The 20,763-nt window shown below is 75.6% G+C and carries 13 protein-coding genes and 2 pseudogenes; 7 read left to right on the forward strand and 8 right to left on the reverse strand.

Annotated features, from left to right (window positions below; all coding sequences use genetic code 11):
• Positions 1 to 39: 39 nt before the first annotated feature.
• Together ABT403_RS12755 and ABT403_RS12760 are read right to left on the reverse strand one after the other, a co-directional pair.
• Entirely contained in the window at positions 40 to 777 is a 738-nt protein-coding gene (locus ABT403_RS12755) for a DUF8189 domain-containing protein (RefSeq protein ID WP_344158631.1), read from the reverse strand.
• Positions 778 to 984: 207 nt separating this feature from the next.
• Positions 985 to 1,149, reverse strand: a pseudogene (locus ABT403_RS12760) (winged helix-turn-helix transcriptional regulator); the annotation flags it as partial.
• Between the two features lie 4 nt (positions 1,150 to 1,153).
• Here ABT403_RS12760 and ABT403_RS12765 point away from each other — a divergent pair.
• Positions 1,154 to 1,826: pseudogene (locus tag ABT403_RS12765) on the forward strand (SDR family oxidoreductase).
• 39 nt (positions 1,827 to 1,865) lie between these two features.
• On the opposite strand, the gene ABT403_RS12770 reads toward ABT403_RS12765, so the two are convergent.
• Complete coding sequence (locus tag ABT403_RS12770; RefSeq protein ID WP_344158629.1) at positions 1,866 to 2,819, reverse strand: ADP-ribosylglycohydrolase family protein; 954 nt, start codon at positions 2,817 to 2,819, stop codon at positions 1,866 to 1,868.
• A 96-nt stretch (positions 2,820 to 2,915) separates the two neighbouring features.
• Between ABT403_RS12770 and ABT403_RS12775 the strand changes: the two genes are divergently transcribed.
• Together ABT403_RS12775 and ABT403_RS12780 are read left to right on the forward strand one after the other, a co-directional pair.
• On the forward strand, positions 2,916 to 3,386 hold the full coding sequence (locus tag ABT403_RS12775) for a hypothetical protein (RefSeq protein ID WP_344158627.1): 471 nt from the start codon (positions 2,916 to 2,918) through the stop codon (positions 3,384 to 3,386).
• Positions 3,387 to 3,582: 196 nt separating this feature from the next.
• Positions 3,583 to 4,344, forward strand: coding sequence for a polysaccharide deacetylase family protein (locus ABT403_RS12780; RefSeq protein ID WP_344158625.1), 762 nt, complete (start codon positions 3,583 to 3,585; stop codon positions 4,342 to 4,344).
• A gap of 474 nt (positions 4,345 to 4,818) precedes the next feature.
• Here ABT403_RS12780 and lanKC read toward each other — a convergent pair whose 3' ends face one another.
• Entirely contained in the window at positions 4,819 to 7,416 is a 2,598-nt protein-coding gene (gene lanKC / locus ABT403_RS12785; protein ID WP_344158623.1) for a class III lanthionine synthetase LanKC, read from the reverse strand.
• Positions 7,417 to 7,711: 295 nt separating this feature from the next.
• On the opposite strand from lanKC, the gene ABT403_RS12790 reads away from it, so the two are divergent.
• The 4 genes from ABT403_RS12790 (at position 7,712) to ABT403_RS12805 (ending at position 16,126) form a co-directional block, all read left to right on the forward strand.
• Positions 7,712 to 10,711: a type 2 lanthipeptide synthetase LanM family protein gene (locus tag ABT403_RS12790; RefSeq protein ID WP_425580184.1), complete on the forward strand. Its 3,000-nt coding sequence runs from the start codon at positions 7,712 to 7,714 to the stop codon at positions 10,709 to 10,711.
• A gap of 137 nt (positions 10,712 to 10,848) precedes the next feature.
• Complete coding sequence (locus ABT403_RS12795) at positions 10,849 to 11,049, forward strand: hypothetical protein (protein ID WP_344158619.1); 201 nt, start codon at positions 10,849 to 10,851, stop codon at positions 11,047 to 11,049.
• A gap of 81 nt (positions 11,050 to 11,130) precedes the next feature.
• Positions 11,131 to 14,106, forward strand: coding sequence for a helix-turn-helix transcriptional regulator (locus ABT403_RS12800; protein WP_344158617.1), 2,976 nt, complete (start codon positions 11,131 to 11,133; stop codon positions 14,104 to 14,106).
• 202 nt (positions 14,107 to 14,308) lie between these two features.
• Positions 14,309 to 16,126 (forward strand): AfsR/SARP family transcriptional regulator, encoded by a 1,818-nt coding sequence (locus tag ABT403_RS12805; protein WP_344158615.1) that lies wholly within the window; start codon positions 14,309 to 14,311, stop codon positions 16,124 to 16,126.
• A 41-nt stretch (positions 16,127 to 16,167) separates the two neighbouring features.
• Here the strand turns inward: ABT403_RS12805 and ABT403_RS12810 are convergent, their stop codons facing one another.
• The 4 genes from ABT403_RS12810 to ABT403_RS12825 are packed head-to-tail and all read right to left on the reverse strand — an operon-like array spanning position 16,168 to position 20,730.
• The gene (locus tag ABT403_RS12810) at positions 16,168 to 17,574 is read right to left on the reverse strand and encodes an MFS transporter (RefSeq protein ID WP_344158613.1); all 1,407 of its coding nucleotides are present in this window, start codon (positions 17,572 to 17,574) and stop codon (positions 16,168 to 16,170) included.
• Positions 17,571 to 18,500 carry a DUF6895 family protein gene (locus ABT403_RS12815; protein WP_344158611.1) on the reverse strand — a complete coding sequence of 310 codons (930 nt, stop codon included), beginning with the start codon at positions 18,498 to 18,500 and terminating at the stop codon, positions 17,571 to 17,573. Before ABT403_RS12815 ends, ABT403_RS12810 begins: the two co-directional genes overlap by 4 nt.
• Before the next feature lie 2 nt (positions 18,501 to 18,502).
• A complete protein-coding gene (locus ABT403_RS12820) occupies positions 18,503 to 19,771 on the reverse strand; it encodes a radical SAM protein (protein WP_344158609.1) in 1,269 nt (422 codons plus the stop codon).
• Positions 19,768 to 20,730 carry a DUF6895 family protein gene (locus ABT403_RS12825; protein ID WP_344158607.1) on the reverse strand — a complete coding sequence of 321 codons (963 nt, stop codon included), beginning with the start codon at positions 20,728 to 20,730 and terminating at the stop codon, positions 19,768 to 19,770. Before ABT403_RS12825 ends, ABT403_RS12820 begins: the two co-directional genes overlap by 4 nt.
• Positions 20,731 to 20,763: the final 33 nt, after the last annotated feature.

Genomic DNA, 20,763 nt, shown 5'->3' on the forward strand with positions numbered 1-20,763 from the left:
GCCCCGCGCCCACGGCCGGTGCGTTCACCTACGGCCGCGTCACGGGGAGGTCAGCTGCCAGGGACCCCAGCCGCCGCCCGGTGCCGATTGCCGGATCTCCCACGTGCGGTCCCTGTTCCACTCCCGTGCCGTCACGTGCAGCCTGCCGTCGGGCAGTTGCTCGACCGTGCTGGGCTGGCTCAGGCCCACGCCCGCGTCCGGCACCACGCCCATGGACTGGACCGGACCCCAGCCGGCGGACGCGTCCTGCTGATGGCGCAGTTCCATCGAGCCGGCCCCGTACGCCCCGGAGGCGAAGGCGTCGATACTGCCGTCCCGCTCCTTGAACAGCACGACACCGCCGTGGTACGGGGTCGGGGCGAGGCCGAAGGGGTCCACCGCGCTCCAGCCGCCGGCGGCGCCGGCGTCCTCCACCGTGTGGCAGAACGAACCGTAGGTGGAGAAGAGCAGTTCCAGCTTGCCCGCCGAGTTCTCGATCGCCGTCACGGCGTAACTCTTCGGACCCACGGTCGCCGCGCTCACCCGCTGCCACGCCCCGTACGCGCCGCCGGGGCCGTTCTGCTCACGATGCCAGACGAAGGGCAGGCCCCCCGTCGCGGTGGCGTCGTAGAAGAGCTGGAACTGCGCGGTCCGGCCATCCGCACGCTCCACCGACAGCAACGTGCCGGCCACCGGCGAACTCGCCAGGCCCCTGGCGCCGGTGTCCGTGGAGCACACGGCCGTGGTCTGCGCCGCCGCCGTGGGGGCCACCGCGACCCCGGTGCACGTCAGCGCCACCGCGACCGCACCCCGCGCACACCCCCGGACCCACCTGTCCCGTACACCCCGCCGGAGTGTTCTCATTAGTCCCCCGCCCTCCAGACCGGCCCGTGCGGCCGCAGGACATCTTCCTGAGGTGAGGGGGTTCGCGCCAGCGCGCACATTCGGCCAATCACGATGATCCGGTCACGTGCCGTCCCGGTGGGGCATGCCGATCCGCCGAGCTCAGCCGTCGCGCGGCGGGCGCCGGTCGGGCGGCAGCCGCCGGGTGATCCGGTCGAACAGGTCCGTCAGGGGCTCGGCGACGTCCTGGCCGAACTCGGTCAGCCCATAGGTGACCTGGGGTGGGGTCGTCGGCCCGAGCATCTTCTCGCTGATGCCCTGAATGCTGAACATGATGGTGGTGACCGGGGCTACCGGGAACGTGGGCCGGCCCTTGACGCGGGCCCTGGCCGAGGCGGGCGTGGAGGTGACGGCGGTGTCGCGGCACGCGGCGGCGGTACCGGACGGGGTCCGGCACGTGCCGGCCGACCTGACCGAGCCGCAGGGTCTGGCCGCCGTGCTGGAGGGGGCCGAGGCGGTCTTCCTCCTGCTCTCCGGCGACCTGCACGCCCCTGACGCCAGGCCGTCCGACGTGATCCGCCTTGGCCTGGGCGGAGTCCGTGCGCACGCGGGGGACGGTCGCCGCGCCCTTCGGCGATGTGGGGGTTCCGGTCGTGGACCCGGCGGACATCGCCGAGGTCGCGGCGGTCTGCCTGCTGGACGACCGGCATGCGGGCGGGGTCTTCGAGCTGACCGGGCCCGAGGGGGTCACGCCGCGCCGGCAGGCCGGAGCCATCGCGGCCGCGCTCGGAGTGCCGGTGCGGTTCCACGAACTGACCCGCGAGGAGGCCAAGGCCGCCATGACCCCGTTCGTGCCGCCGGAGCTCGCGGACGACACGCTGGACATCATCGGTGCTCCGAACGCCGCCGAACTGCGGATCAGCCCCGACGTTCAGCAGGTCCTCGGCCGGGGGCCGCGGCCCTTCAGCGACTGGGTCGCCCGCAACATCGCCGCTTTTCGCTGAGCCGGGGCCGGGGCCGGGGCCGGGGCCGGGCTGAGGAACCTACCGCTCCCGTTCCCTCGGCCGCCGCTCCGCGAGCTGTCGTGCGAGGCGGAGCAGGTCCGCCAGCTGCAGCACGCGTCCGCCGGACCCGGGGAGGGGAACGTGGAGCGGCCGTGTCCAGTGGGCGGGGATCGCCTCCAGCCCGTAGTACGCCCCGGCGAGACTTCCGGTCACCGCGGCGACGGTGTCCGTGTCTCCGCCGAGGTCGATCGCCGCGCGCAGCGCGTCTTCGAAGCCGGCCGTGGTGCGCAGGGCCCAGACGGCGGAGCCCAGGCAGGGCCAGACGGCGCCGTTGAACTCGGTCGCCCGGTCGGGCTCCCAGTCGGGCGCGAGGACGGTGGCATAGCGGTCGCGGTGGTCCGGGTGGACGAGGGCCAGGACGTCCCGGAGCGCCGTGAGGGGGGCGGTGCCCTCGAGCGTGACGCGGATGAGTTCGTGGAAGATCGCGGTGCCTTCCCAGGCCGCGGGGTCGCCGTGGGTGAGGGCGGCGATGCGGCGGGCCGCGTCCATCGTGGCGTCCCGGCCGGCGGCGGCGAAGTAGACCGCGGAGGTCGACGCCCGCATCAAGGAGCCGTTTCCCGCCGCGCGCCGGTTGATCTGGAAGTGGAGTGCGGCGGCGAGGTCCCAGGGCATGCCGTTGGTGAGGACGTCCTCGGTCTGCAGGCCGATGTCCTTCGGTTCTGACGCCGCCCACCGCTGGAAGCGGGCGAAGACGTCCGGCAGGTCCAGTCCGCCCCGCTCCAGCAGCGACTCCCCGACCAGGACGGCCATCTGTGTGTCGTCCGTGGCTTCGCCGGGGTCCCAGCCACCGCCCCCGCACATCTCGCCGCCGCCACCGGGCGCGGGGAACCGTGCGGAGAAGGCTCCCCGGGGACCGAACTCGAAGGGGCCGCCCAGGGCGTCACCCACCGCCGCTCCGACGACCGCGCCGGCGGCCCGTTGCATTCGATCCATCCGCGCAGGGTATGCGCTCCGGCTCGGTGGCCGCGCGGGCTGTCGCTTTGGCTTTGGCTTTGGCTCCTCGGCCGGAGCGGACGCCACAATGGGACCATGGGTTCCCCGATCACGATCTTCAGGCTGTTCCGCCACGAGCCGTGCGGGCGTGAGCTGCTCGTGCGCGTGGAGCGGCCGGCCGCCTCCAACGCCGACCAGGGTGCCCTGGACGCCGCCGACCGCATCGCCGACGTGGCGGCCGAGCGCCTGCGCGCCTGGTGGCAGCAGCGGCACTTGCGGCCCGTGTGCGCGCACCCGCACACGTCGGGTGTGATCGCCGAGATGCAGGAGGACCCGGTCGGCCCGGACCTGTTCGGGGACGGCCACCGCACGCTCGCGTTGTGGGTGGCGCAGACGAAGTACGGTGCCCCGTGGGCGGTCTTCGGAACCGCCGCGAGCGAAGCGGAGTTCTGGCAGCAGGTCCGGCTCGACGACTGCCTGCTCGGCCTCGGCCCGTTGGCGCCGGGCGAGTTGCACCACGTCGATTTCCTCACCGACCGGGACGCCCCCACGCTCACGCGGCCCTGACGGACCGTCCGGCCGTCGTGCAGGCCGAGGAGCTGTGGTCCCTGGAGCGGGGCGCCGGCCCGTGGTTCTCCGGCAGAGCCGTCGGCGTGCGGGATCACTCGGGTGCCCGGCACGGCTACGCGGAACTTCCTCGTGGTGTTCTCGCACACTCGGGAGAGCGCCGCGCGGGGTGGCGTGGTGTGCGAGGGAGCGGCCGGTGGATGTGCGACGACGTACCGTGCTGGCGGCGCTGCCGGCCGCAGGGCTGGTGCCCGGTTCGAACGCCGTGGCCGCGCCGGGCCGGAGGGCCGGTGTCGTGGCGGGTCCCCGGCCGCAGGCCTCGCTGCTCGGGCAGGAGATCCGGCGGCTGCCCACGTCCCGCAGGGTGGTGGCGCTCACCTTCAACGCCGCGTGGGACGAGAGCGGCCTCGCGGCGGTCCTGGAGGAGCTGCGCCGGCGGAAGGCGCCCGCCACGTTCTTCCCCACGGGCAGGTACGCCGAGGCCCGTCCGGCGGCGGTGCGGGCGATGGCCGAGGCCGGACACGGACTGGGCAACCACTCGTACAGCCACCCGTACTTCGACGGCCTCAGCACCCGGGAGCGGGCACGGGAGGTCCGCAGGGCGGACACGGCGATCCGTACGGCGTCCGGGGTGGAGCCCCTGCCGTTCTTCCGGTTCCCGTACAGCTCCACGACGGAGGATTCGGTCGCGGACGTCAACGAGCTGGGCTACGCGGCCATCGAGTTCACCGACGACACGAACGGCTACCTGGGGCCGGACGGAGGCATGACCGTGGACCTGGTCGTACGCAGGGCGATCGGCTCTCTGGGGCCCGGGGCCGTCCTGCAGATGCACGTCGGGAGCAGCGCGGGCGACGGGGTGGTGCTCGACGCCCAGGCCCTGCCGCGGATCATCGACGCCGTCGTGGAGGAGGGCTACACGGTCGTCGACCTGCGCGAGTTCCTCGCGGCGTCGTAGGGCCTGTAGTCAAACTCCCGTCTGCCCCACGACGCCTGGCACGCGCTCTCGCCGCACCGGGCGAAAGCCAAGTACGTCCAGTACGCGGGCTTCCGCCCGGCACACCGAGAGCACGCACCAGACGCCGCGGGGCCGCCCTCCGGGCAACGACGGGAGTTTGACGACAGGCCCTAGCCGCGCGGCGCCACCGGGCCGGGAGCGATGGGGCGGCCACCGCTCCCGGCCCTTCCGGGTGCGCGCTCGTTACATCGGCTCGGGGAAGATGTCGCTGATGCTCCAGGCGGCGCTGAAGCAGGGCGGGAAGGAAAGGGACTCCGGCTCGGTGTCCAGTGCCTGCAGCGCGAGGATCTGGCTCATGGGTGCTCTCCGTCTTCTTCTCGGGATTCGGGATGGTGTCGGTCGGGTACCGCGAACCTCGGCACGGGGCTGTCCGCCGCCGTGCCCAGGCGTTCATGGGGCGTCCGCCCGGCGCCGTCAGCGGGCTGCCGGGATCCCCGGACGCGTGGGGTGGGGCTCCGTCAGGAGCGGGCCGGCCAGCAGGCGGTGCAGGGCCAGCAGGACACCGGCGCCGCCACTGGACAGGTCGGAGGTGAACCGCTGCGAACCCGCTCCGAGGAAGCGGACCCCGCGGCGGTACGGGACGGCGTACTTCAGCAGGCCGGTCGCGGCGCGGACGGCGTCCTCGCGGGCGGCGTCCGTGCCGGTGAGCTCGGCGTGCCCGGTCAGGAACCAGGTCAGTCCGGCCAGTCCCCGGTACAGGCCCGCCTCCTTCGTGGCACGGGAGACCCGGACGCCGGCGACCAGTCTCGGCAGCGCCGCCGCGCAGCGCTCGTCCGGCGCCGTGGCCGCGTAGCGGGTGAGCACCGCCGCGACCCCGGCCGCGCCCGTGGCCAGGTACGGCATGGCCCGGGTGTGGCGCGCGTCGTCGGAGACCGACAGGGCGCCGTCGTCCAGCGGGAAGGTGCGGTCCAGCTCCTGGTGGAGCAGCAGGCGGCCCGCCTCCAGCCAGCGGGCCTCGCCGGTGTCGCGCGCCAGGCGGTGCAGGAAGAGGGCGAGACCCGAGCGGCCGTGGAGCAGGCCGCGGGCGTCGTGCTCGCCGAGGGCGGCTTGCAGGTCGGGGGTGCGCAGCAGCTCCCCGCCGACGGCGGCGGCCCGCTCCAGGTGGTGGCCGTCGCCGGTCAGCCGGTACAGGCCGAGCCAGCCCAGGCCCACCCCGGCCCGCCCGCCGGCCAGCGTGGCGCAGGAGGCGGTGAGCGGGTGGCCGTCGGCGTCCCGGAGCAGGTCGACGGCCTCGTCCAGCAGGCCGAGGCCGGCCAGTACCCCGGCGACGCCGGCGGAGCCGACGAGCAGGCCGGGCGGCAGGGTGTCGCGCAGCGCCAGCGTGTCGCGGCGCAGCCGCTCGCGGATCCCGTCCGGCACCGCGACGCCGGCGCGGTGCAGGGCGTACACCACTCCGGCCGTGCCGTAGGCCAGGCACACGTTGTTGGTGCGGAACGCCTCGGGCGAGGGCGGGAAGGCCCACTCGGGCCGGTCCGGGTCGGCCGTCTCCAGCAGCCCCGCGGCCACCTCCCCGGCCAGCCGGGCCAGGCGGCCGCGCGGGTCGGCCTCCGGCCCGGCGTGGGAGGGCGGGCGGCCGGGACCGTCCTGGTCCCGCGTCCGGCCCCGCGCCGGGTGGAAGGCGGTCGCCCGCTGCCACAGGTCCTGCGGCGGCGCCACGTCCGCCAGGTCGCGGCGCAGCAGCGGCAGGTTGCCGGGTGCGTGCTCGGCGGTCTCGTTGAACGGGGCGAGGAAGGAGAGGGCGACCGCCGACATGCCGTACCGGTCCCGCAGCAGCGGATCGGCGCCGTCCCGGAGCAGGCCTGGCGGTGGGGTGAACCCCGGGGTGCCGATCTTGGAGGGGGCGTCGGACAGGGACGAGGCCGCCTCGAAGTCCACCAGCCGGACCCCGCCCGACGGTGTGACCATGACGTTGCCCAGGCTGAGGTCGCCGAAGCGGTAGCCGGCGGCGTGCAGCCGGGCGAGCGCGTCGTCCAGCCCGGCGAGCAGGTGCCGGCACGCCTCGTAGTACGCGGCGACCGACTCCGGCGTGCGGTCGGCACGGGCCAGCGGGGAGGACCGGCTCAACCAGCCCACCAGCGGCTGCCCCTCGACGTACTCGGTGACGAGGAAGTCGTGCTCCCACTCCGTGAAGTGCTCCAGCGGCTCCGGCGCCACCCCGGGGGCGGCCGCGTGCAGCTCGCCCAGCACGCGGTGCTCGTGCCGCAGCCGCTGCTGCGCGTCGCTCCCGTCGAAGACCAGGCCGTTGTGGGCGCGGGCCTCCTTGAGGAAGACAGTGCGGCCGGTCCGCCGGTCCCGCGCCTGATAGGTGCCGCCGGCGTTGCTCAGGCGCACCGCGCGGGTCACCTCGTAGTCGCGGATCAGGATCGGCCCGGCGTGCGGCTGTTCCTCCTGCCCGACGAAGGGGTCCGTGATCCCCGCGGGCAGCTGGAAGGCGGGCCGGCGCTGGTCCACGACGTCACGGCCGGAGCCGTCGCGGACCAGCCCCTCACGGGTGCCGTCGGCCCGCAGCCGGCTGCGGGAGCCGAAGGAGCCGTAGCGGTAGTGGACCGTCCGTGAGTCGCGGAAGCGCCGGTCGGTGAGGATGTACGGCCCCTCCTCCCCGTCGAGCGCGTCGCGCAGGCGCTCCAGCAGCCGGTGTGCCGTCTCGGTGTCCGGCGGGTAGACGGCGCAGAACTTGCCGGACTGGGCCCGCCCGGCGTGTTTGTGGTGGAGGAACAGGAAGAACAGCCGGGCGCTCAGATGCTTGAAGGGCACGCCTTCGTCGAAGCAGACGCCGGCGACCGTGTCGAGCACGTGCTGCGCCCGGTCCAGTCGTGCCGACACGTGGATCTTCCAGCCCTCCTCGGCGAGCCCGGTGCGCTGACCGGCCCAGACCGTCCAGATGCCCTGGGCGGTGCCGTGCAGGCCGGGCGGCACCTCGCCGGGAGCGAAGCGCGGCCCGGGGTCGGCCACGCTGGTCAGCGGCAGGTAGTACTCCCGGTCCGCGAGCGCTTCGGCGAAGCCTTCGAGCACGGGATCTCCTCACAGGGTGGTGAAGGCGGTGATGACGGGGGGCGGCCCCGTGGGTCGTACCGGACGCTAGGACCGGCGGGTATGGAAACGGTTCGGCGGCGCCATGCGACCGGTATCGGGCGGGAGCGGCCCCTCCCGCCCGGCGCCGTGGCGGGGCACCCGTGTGGGCCCGCTTGAGGCCGGGTGGAGTGGGGGTGGAAAACATGGGGGTCTCTTCCCCATGTGGTGGGGGCACCCCCCGTACCAGGATCGGGCGTGGCCCGGAGCGGTGGGCCGGGGTCGAGGAGGGACGATGATGGCTGGGCAGGGGTCGGCGGGGACCGCGCTGTCGGCGGTCGAGCGGTGGTGGGAGGCCGGGCTCGTCGGCGGCGGCACCGGTGAAGGGCGGCCCGACTGGGCCGCGTTCGCCGAGGAGGCGTCCCGCCTGGCGCCCGAGCGGGCCGTGGCCCCCGAGGGGGACCACCCGGGGCTGAGCGGTTTCGAGTGGGTCCTGCGGCCCTTCACCCTCCGCGCGGGTGACCGGCTGGAGCGGGGGCTGTCCGGGCGGGTGCGCGGACTCGTGGACGTGGCCGCGGTACGGGAGGACCTGGAGCGGCACCTGGGCGCGCGGCTGGCCCGGGCGGCGGCGCGGACGCTGGTGCTGGAGCTGTACGAGGCGCGGAGCGCCGGACTGCTCGACGGGGACGACACGCGGGCCCGGTTCCGGGACTTCCTGGGGCGTACCGCCTCCCGGCGCGGTCTGGCGGCCCTGCTGGCCGGCCGCCCGGTGCTGGCGCGGATCCTGGGGCGGGCTGCGCTCGACGCGGCGGACGCCGTCGCGGAGGCGCTGGAGCGGTTCGCGGACGACCACGCCCGGCTGACCGCCGGTCTCCTGGCGGGGTCCGGCGGGGGCGTGCTGGTGGGCGTCGAGCCGGGCGCCGGGGACGGCCACCGGGGCGGACGGAGCGTGATGCTGCTGCGCTTCGCCGACGGGAGCCGGCTGGTGTACAAGCCGCGGCCGCTCTCCGCGCACCGCCACTTCAACGACCTCGTCGCCTGGTTCAACGGGCTGCCCGGCTCCGTGGACCTCCGTACGCTGCGGCTGCTCGACCGGGGCGCGTACGGGTGGGTGGAGTTCGTCGTCGCGGGGCCCTGTGCCTCCGTCGGGGAGGTCGAGACGTTCTACCGCCGCCAGGGGGCGCTGCTGGCGCTGCTGCACCTGATCGACGGGACCGACCTGCACCACGAGAACCTGATCGCCGTCGGCGCGCACCCGGTGCTGGTCGACGTGGAGACCCTGTTCCACCCGAGGCTGCCGGGCACCGCCACGGAGGACCCCGCCGCCCGCGCACTCCACGACTCGGTGTACCGCGTCGGGTTGCTGCCCCAGCTGTTCGTGGGCGACCACAGTGCCCTGGACATGTCCGCGGTCGGCGGCGGCCGCGCGGCGGTGTCGCCCGTCGCCCGGGCGGACTGGGCCGACGCCGGCACCGACCGGATGCGCCTGGTGCGCAGGGCCGGGACGTTCGCCGAATCCGCCAACCGGCCACGCCTCGCGGGCGGGGAGCCCATCGAACCGACGGCCCACGTCGAGGCGCTGTGCGCCGGATTCCGCGACGGGTACACGGCGATCGGCGCGGCCAGGGAGGAACTGCTGCACGAAACGGCCTTGCTGGAGGCGTTCGCCGAGGACGAAGTGCGGGTGGTGGTACGCCCCACCTGGGTGTACGCCACGCTGCTCGACGAGTCGACCCACCCCGGTCTGCTGAAGGACGCGGGCGAGCGCCAGCGGGTTCTGGAGACCCTGCGGACCGACGTGTTCGGGACGGTCCCCGCGCCCGGCCTGGTCGACGACGAGATCGCCCAGCTCTGGGCGGGGGACGTACCGCTGTTCACCGCCCGTCCGGGCCGGGACCGCCTGTGGGGCACGGCGGAGCGGCCGTCGGCCGGCCGCTTGGACCGGTCCGGGATCGCCCGGGTCACCGGGAGGCTCGCCGCCCTGGACACGGTCGACCGCCAGGACCAGGAGTGGATCGTGCGGGCCGCGATGGCGACGGCCTCCCGCGCGCCCGCGCACCGGCCCGCCGAGGACCGGCGCACCCGTACGGCGGAGCGTGCCCCCGAGCCGGAGCGGCTGCTGTCGGCGGCCCGGTCCGTCGGGGACCGGCTGGTCTCCCTCGCGTACCGCGAAGGACCGCGCAGCAACTGGATCGGCCTGGAGCTCCTGGACGACCGTTACTGGCGGGTCGGTCCGATGCCGGCCGACCTGGCCGGCGGGTACACCGGGCCGGCCCTGTTCCTGGCCCAGTTGGCGGCGCTCACCGGGGCCGGGCACTACGCGGAGGTGGCCCGTACGGCCCTGGCGCCGGTGCCCGGGCTGCTCGACGCGCTGAGCGGCCGGCCCGAGGACGTCCGCGCGGTGGGTTCGGGGGCCTTCTCCGGCCTCGGCGGCATCGCGTACGCGCTCGCCGGGACGGCGCGGCTGCTGGACGATCCGGAGGTCGGCTCCTGGGCGTCGGCCGCGCTGCGGCTGGCGGGTGCGGCGGCCGCGTCCGAGAGGGAGCACGGGGTGGGCGCGGGCGTCGCGGGCGGGCTCGTCGCGCTGCTGGCCGCCCACCGGGCCGGGGCCGGTGCCGGGGACGAGGGGCGGCAGATCCGGCGGTCCGCGCGGACCTGCGCGGACCGGTTGACCGCCGTGGATCCCACGGCGGGCGGGCGGGGCTTCACGACGGGCGCCGCCGGGCTCGGATGGGCCCTGCTGCGGTTCGCCGAGGCCGAGGCCGAGTCTGCGACGGGGTCCGGGGGCGGGGCGGCCGGGGACAGGGCGGCCGGGGACGGTGAGCGGTACCGGCTGGCGGGTCTGTCCGCGCTGCGGGCGGCCGTGGGCGGGGAGCCTGCCGACGGGTCCGGGGGCGAGGCCCGCGCCTCGGCCTGGTGCCGGGGGCGCGCCGGCATCGCGCTCGCGGTGCTGGACGCGCCGGGCGCCCTGGACGACCCGCACCTCGCGGCCTGGTCCCGCAGGACCGTCGAGGCTCTGGGCCGGGACAGGCCGGCCGCCGACGACGGCCTGTGCCACGGCGAGGCCGGACTGTGCGAACTCCTGGGCCACGGCGCCGTCCCGGAGGCACGCCCGCACTGGATCCGCCGGGCCGGGGCACTCCTCGCCTCCGTCGAGGAGACCGGCGCCCGCTGCGGCGCCCCGGACGGGGTCCCGCATCCCGGCCTGCTGACCGGGCTGGCGGGGATCGGGCACGGACTCCTCCGGGCGGGGTTCCCGGAACGGGTGCCGTCCGTGCTCCTCCTGCACCCGGCCTGAGGGCCCCTCCGGCATCACGTACCGCCGCCGTCCGGGGCGCGCTCCACGGGCACGCCGACCGCACGACCGGACCCACCGCACCACCGCAGCACCGCACGGCTCAGCACGACCACCACTCCCCCGGATACGAAGGACGGATGAGGACCATGCAGATCAACGACTCGGTGACGTACGCCGACGGCGGCACCGGCGCGGAGACCGCGGCCCACGACCACCCGGTGGGCGAGGTGACGCTCGGGGCGGGCGGGCTGCTGGGGCTGCGCAGCCAGCTGCTCAGAACGACGGACTCCGACGCCGGCGCCCTCACCGGGTGGACCACCGGTTCCCACTGGTTCTGAGGGAAGGGCCGACGGATCGGGCAACGGCCGGGATTCTCCCGGCCTTTGCCGTGCCCAAACAAGATCAAGTAGCCTTCGCCCATGCGCGCGACGTCGTCGGTCACCGTGGGGCGGGACTCCGAGATCCGGCTGCTGGACGAGGCCCTGGAGAGCGTCAGGACGGGTGCCGGACGGGCGGTGTTCCTCCTCGGCGAGGCGGGGATCGGCAAGTCCCGGCTGGCCGGTGAGTCCGCCCTGCGCGCGTACGGCCGGGGCATGCCGGTGCTGCGCGGCCGCGCCACCTCCACCGGGCTCGTCGTGCCCTTCCGGCCGCTGGTCGAGGCGCTCGCCTCGCGGTTCCGGGCGGCGGGCGCCCCGGACGACCCCGAACTCCAGCCCTACCGGCCCGCGTTGGCCGGGCTCGTGCCGGAGTGGCGGACCGGCGCGGCGGCGCCCGGATACGCGATCTCCCTGGTCGAACTGGCCGAGGCGCTGCTCAGGCTGCTCGCGGTGCTCGGCCGCGAGTGCGGCTGCGTGATGCTGCTGGAGGACCTGCACGACTCCGACACCGAGACGATCGCCGTCGTCGAGTACATCGTGGACAACGTGGCGCAGCTGCCGGTCCTGCTGGTCGGCACGCTCCGGCCGGGCCCCGGCCCGGCGCTGGACCTCGCGCTCGCCGCCGAACTGCGCAACACGGCGGCGCTGAGGGAGCTGGGGCCGCTGGACGAGGCCGCCGTGCAGGACATGGCGGCGGCGTGTCTGGACGCCGGACCGGGTGAGGTGCCGCCGGCCGCGCACCGCCATCTCGCGCAGTGGGCGGGCGGCAACCCGTACCTGGTGGAGGTGCTCCTGGCCGACCTGCTGGACACGGGACGGCTGAGCCGGGACGACGGCGGGTGGCGGCTCGCGGAGCACGCCGGTGCGCCGGTGCCGGCGGGTGCGGTCCGCAGCTGGGCGCGCCGGCTGGACCGGCTCGACGAACCCGTGCGCGAACTGCTGCTCGTCGCGGCGACGCTCGGCGGCCGGTTCTCCGTCGGGGCGCTGCGGGCGGTGACCGGCCTCGACGACCGGGCGCTGTTCGCCCACCTCCGGTCGGCCTCCGAGGTGGGGATCATCGCCCCGGACGGGGCCGCCCACGACCACTACACCTTCCGCCACGCCCTGACGGCCGACGCCCTCAGGGCCTCGCTGCCACCGGCCGAGCAGGCCGCGCTGGCCCGGCGCGCGGCCTCGGCCATCGAGGAGTCCGCCTGCGAACTCACCGGCGAGAAGCGCCAGTTGCTGGCGACCCTGCTGCTGGCGGCGGGCGACGAGGTGGCGGCGTCCCGGCAGTTCGCCCAGGTCGGGCGGCAGATGCTCGACGCCGGCGCGTCGGGTTCGGCCGCCGTGCTGCTGGAGCGCGCGCGGGGGCTCGCGGCCGACGAGGACCGGGACGGGGTCACCGTGCAGCTGGCGATCGCCCAGGCCGAGTCCGGGCGGCTCGTCGAGGCGGCCGCACTGCTCGACGACCTTCCGCCGGCGCCCGCCGGATCGCGCACCGCGGAGGAACGGGCCCAGGCGCACACGCAGGTCGCGTGGGCCGCGACCATGGCCGAGCAGCAGGAGGTGGCGCGGCGGCGGATCCGGGCGGCGCGGGCCCTGCTCGGAGCCGCCCCGCGCCCGGAGCAGGAGGCGGCGCTCGCGGTCGTCGAGGGCCATCTCGCGCTGCTGCCGGAGCCGGACGGCCGGGCCGGCGGGGACGACCGGGCCGGCGGCGAAGGCCGGGCCGGCGGCGACGGACGCGGGCGGCTGGAGGAGGCGGAACGTTCCGCCCGGTCCGCCGCGCTCACCGCGGAGCAGCGCGGCCGGCCCGTGGTGGCCTGCCAGGCATGGCAGCTGCTGGCCATGCTGTCGCGGGAGCGCGGGTTCGACGAGGCCGACGCCTGCCTGGAACGGATGCTGGCGGTCGCCGAGCAGCACCGCCTCGCGGTGTACCGGGCGGAGGCGCTGGTGCGGCTCGGCACCAACGCGTTCATGCGGACCGGTGAGGCGACCCGGCTGGAGACCGCCCGCGCGGCGGCCCACGAACTCGGTTCGCTGGCCCTGCTCCAGGCCGTCGACGGGTTCCTCGCCATGCAGAGCGTGCTGGGCGGCCGGTGGGACCGGGCGCGGGGGATCGTCGAGCGGTCGGTGGAGGCCAGCGCCCGCCTTCAGAACCTGTCGACGCACCGCTACCTGCTGCTCGTCGACGCCACGCTCGCCGCCCACCAGGGGCGGGCCCGCGAGCAGGAACGCGCCCTGCTCCGGTTCCGCCGGGCCGGTGGTGAGGAGTCCATGCTCGTGCCCCTCCAGCGCGGACTGTGCCAGGCCGTGGGCGCGCTGATGGGCGAGGACCGCGGCCGGGCGAAGAGCGAGCTCGACGCGGCGCTGGCCTGGGAGCGGGAGCACCCGAGCTTCTTCTACCTCAGCGGCCGGTACGGGCTCGGCCCGCTGCTGCGGATCCTTGACGGCGAGGACGGCGGGCCGCAGGCGTACCGGGAGGCGCTGGCCTCACCGGGCGGGCAGCTGGCCTGGAACCGGATGTTCCTCGATATGGCGGAGGCGGTGCTGCGCGGCCGGGACGGCGACCCGGACGGCGCGCTGCGCGCCGTGGAGCGGGCCGGCCGCGCGGCGGCGGTGTTCCCGCAGGCCTGGCACCTCGCGCTGCGGCTGACCGCCGAGGCGGCGCTCGCCGACGCGTGGGGTGAGCCGGTGTCCTGGCTGCGGACCGCCGAGGAGTACTTCCACGAGGCGGGCGTGCCGGCGGTGGCCGGGGCCTGCCGGGCCGTCCTGCGGCATGCCGGGGCCAGCGTCCGCCAGCGCCGGGGCGGCCGGGAGCGGATCCCCGCCGGCCTGCGCGCCGCGGGCGTCACGCCGCGCGAGTACGAGGTGTTCGTGCTGCTCGCGGAGCGGCCGGGCAACCAGCGGATCGCCCAGCGCCTGTCCATCTCGCCCCGCACGGTGGAGAAGCACATGGCGAGCCTGATGACCAAGACCGGCTCCGCCGACCGGGCGGCCCTCTGCGCCCTGTCCGCGGAGTGCGCGGACGGCCCCTAGCGGGGCGGGCGGACGCGTGCGGGGCATGGGGGACGGAGCCCGCCAATGTGGGGGTCCCGCCCCCTGTATGGGGGTCCGGTCCCCCATGACGGGGTCACGGCCGGCGGGACTCTGCGGGGCCGGCACCGATGTGGGACGGGGGGTGGGCCTCGGATCATCGAGGGGACCGACCCGCTCCCGCCCCCCCCCGGAGGTTCGCCCGATGCCGCGTCCGTTCGCGCAGCCCGAAGCCGCACCCGGCACGCTCAGGTTCTCCGTCCTCGGCCCGCTCACGGTCCACCGGGACGGCCGGGCGCTGCCGCTCGGCCCGTTGAAGCAGCGGGTCGTGCTGGCTGCCCTGCTCGGCTCCGCCAACAGCCCGGTTTCCGTGGACGCGTTGACCGACGCGGTCTGGCAGGAGGACCCCCCGCGCACCGCGCGCAAGAACCTCCAGGTGTACGTGAGCGCCCTGCGCACCCTGCTCGGCGACGACGATCCGCTCCGGCCGCGGCTGACCCACACGGGCGGGGGGTACGTGCTGCGCGTCGCGGAGGACGAGCTCGACCTCCTGCGGTTCCGCTCCCTGGTGCGCGAGGCCGAGACGCAGGCGCCCCGCCAGACCGCCCGGCTGCTGCGCCAGGCCCTCGATCTGTGGCAGGGGCCGCCGCTGGGCGAGGACCTGCGGCAGTCGCCCCGGCTGGCCGAGGAGGCCGAGCGGCTGGAGCTGCGCCGTCTGACCGCCTACGAGGGCTGGGCGGAGGCGGAGCTGGAGCTCGGCGGCGCGCCGGCGGTGGCCGAGGTGCTGCGCGACCTGGTGGAGCGCCACCCGCTGCGCGAGCGGCTGCGGTCCGCCTGGATGTGCGCCCTGAGCGCGGCCGGCCGGCAGGCCGAGGCACTGGCGGCGTACGACGACTACCGCCAGCTGCTGGCCCGGGAACTGGGCCTGGAGCCGGGCGGCGCCATGGCGGCCCGCTACCGCAGGATCCTCGCCGGGGAGGACGGGGCCCGGGCGGGCGCGGCCGCGCGCCGGCCGGCCGCCCGGCCGCCGGCCGTCCTGCCTCCCGACCTCGTCGACTTCACCGGACACGGCGGCGAACTGCGCGATCTCGTCGGCTTCCTGGAGGACGACGGGGCCGGCCGCGTCGTCCTGCTGTCGGGCCCCGCCGGGTCCGGGAAGACCACCCTCGCCGTACGCGCCGCCCACCTGCTCGGCGACCGGTTCCCCGACGGGCGGATCCATGTCTGTCTGCGGGGCGGGGACGGCCGTCCCCGCCCGTTGCCGGTGGTGCTCGCGGAGCTCGGTGAACGGGTCGGCCGGAGCGGCCCCTTCGGGCCCGAGGCATGGCGGGAGTGGCTGGCGGAGCACCGCGTCCTGGTGGTCCTGGACGACGTGCCCGACGAGGGCGCGGTGCGGCCGCTGCTCCCGCACGGCGGGCGGGCCAGGGTGCTGCTCACCGCGCGCGGCCAGCTGGGCGGTCTGGCGCCCGTGCACCGGATCCCCGTCCCGCCGCTCGGCACCGCCGAGTCGGTGCAGCTGCTCACGGGGCTCATAGGCCAGGGCCGGGTGCGGGCCGACCGGGAGTCCGCCCTGCGCATCGTGCGCGCCTGCGGCGGCTCACCGCTGGCGGTCCGGGTGAGCGGGATGCGGCTCGCGGTCCTGCGCCACCTGCCGCTGCGGGAGTTCGCGGACCGGCTCACCGACCCGGCGGGAGCGCTGGACGAACTGACCTCCGGGGACGTGTCCGTCCGGCGGTGGCTGGCCCACGGCTGGGAGGCGCTGCCGCAGGAGTGGGGCCGGGACGCGGGACGACTGGCCGCGGGCACCGGAGAGGGCCCGTTCGGCCTGACCGAGGCGGCGGAGGCCCTCGGCTGCGACGAACGGCACGCCGTACGGGTGGTGGAGGCGCTCATCGACGCCGGGATGGTGACCTCGCCCTGCGGCGAGGTCACCGCCCACGCGGCGCAGTACGAACTGCCGCACCTGGTACGGCTCTACGCGCGCGCCTGCGGACTCGGCACCCCCGTCCTGACCCCGGGCTGAGGGCGCTTTCCGACAGCCTGGCGGCCGGGGACGGCCGGGGCTCAAGGGGAGGGTTCCCCGTCGTCGTGGGCGATGACCTCGGCGGCCGCCTTCCGCTCGGGTGCCCGCTCCGGCCGCCCGGCGGCGGCCTTTCCGGCACTCTCCGTGCCGGGAAGGGCGGCCCACGCGAAGACGCCCGCCAGGAGGATGACCAGCCCCGCCACGGCGATGACCGTGTCGACGGGGCCGAACCGGAGCGGCCCGAGCGAGCCGTCGACGCCCCGGAGCGCGGACCCGGCGAGCCAGCCGGACAGGGCGGCGGAGAGGATCGACGCCAGCCTCGTCACCGGGTAGAACACGGCCACCACCCGGCCCCGGTACTCCGGGGGCGCCGCCGCGAGCAGCAGCGGTGACATCGCGGTGTTCAGCAGGGTGAGGGGAACGGTGAACACGAAGAGCAGGGCGACACCGGCCGGGAAGCCGGTCTGCCGGGAGTAGGCGATCAGCAGCACACCGCTCACCAGCAGGCTGATCCAGGTGGTCCTGCGCGCCCCGAGCCACTGGACCGTCCGGCCCCCGCTCAGTGCCCCCGTGATGCCGCCCGCGCCCATCGCCATGCCCAGGTATCCGTAGAGGTGGGCGTCCGCGTGGAGGTTGCCGGTGGCGAAGAAGACGTTGAGGGTGCCCAGCGCCCCCATCCCGAACTGCCCGATGACGGTGAGCAGGAGCAGCGCCACCAGGAACCTGCTGCCCGCGAAGAAGCGCAGCCCGTCCGCGAACTCCCTTACCCAGGCGCCCCGTTGCCGGGCTGCGGGCTTGCGCGCGGCGCCCGCCGGGGCGGAGACCGGGCGGGCCTCGCGCACGCGGACGGAGCGGATCGCGGCGTAGGACACCGCGTACGAGAGGCCGTTGAGGAGCAGGGCCCACTGGAGTCCGGCGGTGAACAGCAGCGGCGCGGCGAGGGGCGGGCCGATGATCCAGGCCGTCTCGCCGGTCGCCTGCCCGATGCCGGCCGCCCGGGCCCGGTCGGCGTCCCCGGTCACCAGGTCCGCGAGGACCGCGAAGCGCGCCGGGGAGAAGAACTGGCCGGCCGCGTTGAGCAGGAGGACGGTCACGTAGATCAGGGCGAGCCAGACACCGGTCGGCAGGGTGCCGTCCGGCAGCAGGGTGAGGGCCGTCAGTACGGCCACCAGGGCGCCGCGCAGCACCTCGGAGCGCAGCATCGTGGCCCGCTTGTCCCAGCGGTCGACGAAGACGCCCGCGAGCGGACCGATGACCAGGACGGAGACGCCCGAGGCCATCACGATCCCGCCGACGGCCACCGGCGCCCACGGCTCGTCCTTGGCCAGCACGGTCGCCACCCACAGCACCAGCGTGGTGTTGAAGACGGCGTCCCCGACGGACGAGACGGCCTGCCCGGCCCAGAGCCGGGTGTAGTCGCGGTTGATCAGGGTCAGGCGCGGCCTCATGAGGGCCTCGGCGAGGAGACGACCAGCGCCGTGAGGGCGGTGACCAGCGTCGTGTGGTACGCCTTCGCGAAGAACTCGCCGGCCGGGGCCGACGGGTGCGCCGCCAGCGCGGCCGACCGCCCCGGGATCGCCCCGTCGGGCCGCTGGGCCCGTACCAGGCACTCGACGGCCTCGGCCGCGGCGGGCGTGTCCAGCGGATCGCTCCCCAGGATGTACCGGGTGAGGACCAGCTCCGCGAGCAGGTCCCACCGGTCGTGCGCGACACAGTGGCGCAGCAGCCGGTCGGCCAGGTCCCGGGCGTGCGCCAGGGCCCCTCCGTCCAGTCCGGGGGCGGTCCGGCCGAAGTCGCCGAGGTAGAAGGCGGTGTGCGTCAGGGCGTACGCCTGCGGCTCGGTGAGCGGCGCCCCGTCCCGCGCCTGCTCCTCCCCCGGCCCGGCGGCGCGGTACGCGACGAGCGGGCTGAGCGGGAGGAGCGCGGCGTACGGCTCGACGGTGTGGCGGGCACCGGCCTTGTCGGCGTAGTGGCGGATCTCGATGCGCTGGTAGGCGGACTTCCCGCGCGGTGAGAGGAAACCGGGGTCGAGTTCCGCCAGTGCCGCCCGGACCGGTCCGGCGTCGATGCGGTCGGGGGCCAGGGCGGCGTAGATCAGCCGGTAGGTGGAGGCGTACGCCGGGACCTCGGCGAACAGCTTCGGGAGGTCCGGGTCCTGCCAGAGCTTGCGGACCAGGGCGTGTGCCCGGGCCAGTGCCTCCGGGGGGCCGGGCAGCCGCGCGGCGCAGTGGCACAGCAGCGCCAGTTCCAGCGTCGCCTTCGCCTTGGCGAGGGCCGTCGGCTGGGCGCTCGCGGAGAACGGGTCGAAGTGGTCCAGGTTTTCGCCCAGCCAGCCGAGCGCGCCGGCGGCGAGCCGCTCCAGGGGGGAGGACATGGCTACAGGCGCCCCGTCTCTTGCAGGTAGTCGAGCAGGGCCGTGTCGACGGAGTCGCGGAACCTCGCGAGCGTCCGCGCGTCCTCGTCGTAGCGGTAGAGGTCCTGGCAGGCGATCCAGCGGTCGCGGGTCTCCTCGCCCGGGCGGTAGCCGTCGGTGACCGTGCCGACTTCCCAGTCGGGCTTGCCCGCCGTCTCCCAGCAGCTGGCCAGGGTGCCGTCCGCGCTGACCACGGCGCCGTAGCGGCCGTCGGTGTGGCCGCAGGTGACGCACGTCTGGCGGGCGCCGGGGCGGCCGACGACGAAGCCGAGGTCGAGCGCCCTTCGCTGCCACCGGGCGAAGGCGGCCGGGAGTTCACCGGTGTGCAGCAGGCTGTTGCTGTAGCCGACGCCCACGTCGCCGATCCGGGCGAAGTACAGGGTGCACCGGCCGGGGTCGAGCGCGCCGGCGAGCCGGTCGATCAGGGCGTCCACGCCGTGGAAGGTCTCCTGGGAGACGTTCACCCGCAGCATCCACTGGAGCGGCGTGGCCTCGGTGGCCTGGGCGATGTTGCCGACGATCTTGTCGAAGGTGGCGCCGCCGTCTGCCCGGCCGATCCGGATCCGGTCGTGGTCGGCGCGGTCGCCGTCGAAGGTGACCTGGACGGAGGTCAGCCCGCGGTCGGTGAGCTTGCGGGCGAGGGACGGGGTGAGCAGGGTGGCGTTGGAGATCATCCAGGCCGTGGTCGGCGCGATCTCCGCGGCCCGCTCCAGCAGTTCCAGGCAGCCGCGCGGGTTGAGCAGGGGCTCTCCGCCGAAGAGCAGGATCCTGAGCTTCTCCAGGCCGGCGGCGGCCATCTGCCGCTCGGTGAAGCCGAGGATGTCGGTGATGGTCTCCGAGGTGAGGCGGGTGCGGCCGATGCGGGGCGGCCGGCTGCCGCCCGCCTCGTCCTGGGCGGTGTTCTGGAAGCAGTACCCGCAGCCCAGGTTGCAGTGGGTGCTGGTCAGGACGGTCAGCGCGTAGGCGTTGACCCGGCCGGGGGTCAGCATGCCGGTCTCGTGCAGCCGCCGCCGCGCCTCGGGGCGCAGGCCCCCCTCGGGGGTGACGTGCCGGTCGCGGAGGCGGGCGACCCCGCCGGGACCCAGGAACCACCAGTTCCGCTCGCCCTTCAGGAGGCGGGCGCCGTCGGGGAGGGCCGGGGGGTTCCAGGCGGCCGTGTCCGGCGCCGCCGGGTCGGTGGCCGTCGCGAGCCTCACGGGGAGGCCGATGCTCACTGCTTGGTCGATGCTCACAGGGTCTCCCGTAGGGCCGTTGCCGCCGTCAGGGCGGGTTCTCTGGTCCGGCCGCTTGTGACGACCAGCGTCATCAGCGCCACGACGAGGGTCACTTTGTAGGACTTGCGGAAGTACGCGACGGGCGTGGCGTCCGCCGGGACCCGCTCGGCGGCGGAGCGTCCGGGGATCGCCCCGTCAGGGGCCTGGGCCGCGGCGAGCATCCGCAGGCCCGCCGCACCGGAGGCGGTGCGCAGTGGATCCGCGCCCAGGCAGTACTGGGCGAGCATCAGCTTCGGCACGACGTCCCAGTCGCCGAGCCCCACGCAGTGGTCCGTCAGGCGTTCCACCACGCGCAGGGCCCGCTCCCGCTCGTCCGCGGGGAGCGGGAGTTCGCGCAGGCCGAAGTCGCTGAGGTAGAAGAGGGTGTGCGCGACCTTGCAGGCGTCCAGGTCGGCCACGGGCAGCGGGCCGGCGAGAGGGAGCGGACTCGCCTCGTACAGCTCCCCGTACGGGGCGAACTCGTGCTCGATGCCGGCGAGATCGGAGTAGAAGCGGGCTTCCAGGTGCACGAACGGCGGCTTGCGGCCCGGCGCCAGGTAGCCGTCGGCCGCCAGCCGGTCCAGCAGGGCACGGGGCGCACCGGTGGCCGGCCCGCCGGGTGCCAGCGCCGCGTACATGAGCGCGAACTGGCCCGCGCGGCCTCCGTCGAGGGCGAGGAGCCGCGTGAAGCCGGGTCGCCGCCAGACCTGTTCGACCACCCTGGTCACCTCGGCCAGGGCGGGGTCGGCGGGTTGGCACTTCTCCCAGTGGCGGCGGAGCAGCGCGAGCTGCAGGAGGGCCTTCGCGCGGGGGATCTCCGGTAGCTCGGCGTGTGCCGCGGGTGAGTCGAGGTAGGCCGCGTGGAGCCGTATCCACCGCTGCGTGCCCGCCGCCAGGCTGGTCACGGCCTCGTCCAGGCCTGTTGATCGCGTACTCATGGTTCTCCTTCGACGAAGCGGACGCCTGGGCGG

Origin of the sequence: Streptomyces sp. NPDC000075, from assembly GCF_040301925.1 — a bacterium.
GTDB classification, from domain to species: Bacteria; Actinomycetota; Actinomycetes; order Streptomycetales; family Streptomycetaceae; genus Streptomyces; species Streptomyces polychromogenes.

Excerpts from the sequence above, each read along its gene's own strand:
- ABT403_RS12775 (WP_344158627.1), top strand. The coding sequence starts at position 2,916 with ATGGGTTCCCCGATCACGATCTTCAGGCTGTTCCGCCACGAGCCGTGC.
- ABT403_RS12805 (WP_344158615.1), top strand. The coding sequence starts at position 14,309 with ATGCCGCGTCCGTTCGCGCAGCCCGAAGCCGCACCCGGCACGCTCAGG.
- ABT403_RS12810 (WP_344158613.1), bottom strand. The coding sequence starts at position 17,574 with ATGAGGCCGCGCCTGACCCTGATCAACCGCGACTACACCCGGCTCTGG.
- ABT403_RS12815 (WP_344158611.1), bottom strand. The coding sequence starts at position 18,500 with ATGTCCTCCCCCCTGGAGCGGCTCGCCGCCGGCGCGCTCGGCTGGCTG.
- ABT403_RS12825 (WP_344158607.1), bottom strand. The coding sequence starts at position 20,730 with ATGAGTACGCGATCAACAGGCCTGGACGAGGCCGTGACCAGCCTGGCG.
- ABT403_RS12800 (WP_344158617.1), top strand. The coding sequence starts at position 11,131 with ATGCGCGCGACGTCGTCGGTCACCGTGGGGCGGGACTCCGAGATCCGG.
- ABT403_RS12770 (WP_344158629.1), bottom strand. The coding sequence starts at position 2,819 with ATGGATCGAATGCAACGGGCCGCCGGCGCGGTCGTCGGAGCGGCGGTG.
- ABT403_RS12795 (WP_344158619.1), top strand. The coding sequence starts at position 10,849 with ATGAGGACCATGCAGATCAACGACTCGGTGACGTACGCCGACGGCGGC.
- ABT403_RS12790 (WP_425580184.1), top strand. The coding sequence starts at position 7,712 with ATGGCTGGGCAGGGGTCGGCGGGGACCGCGCTGTCGGCGGTCGAGCGG.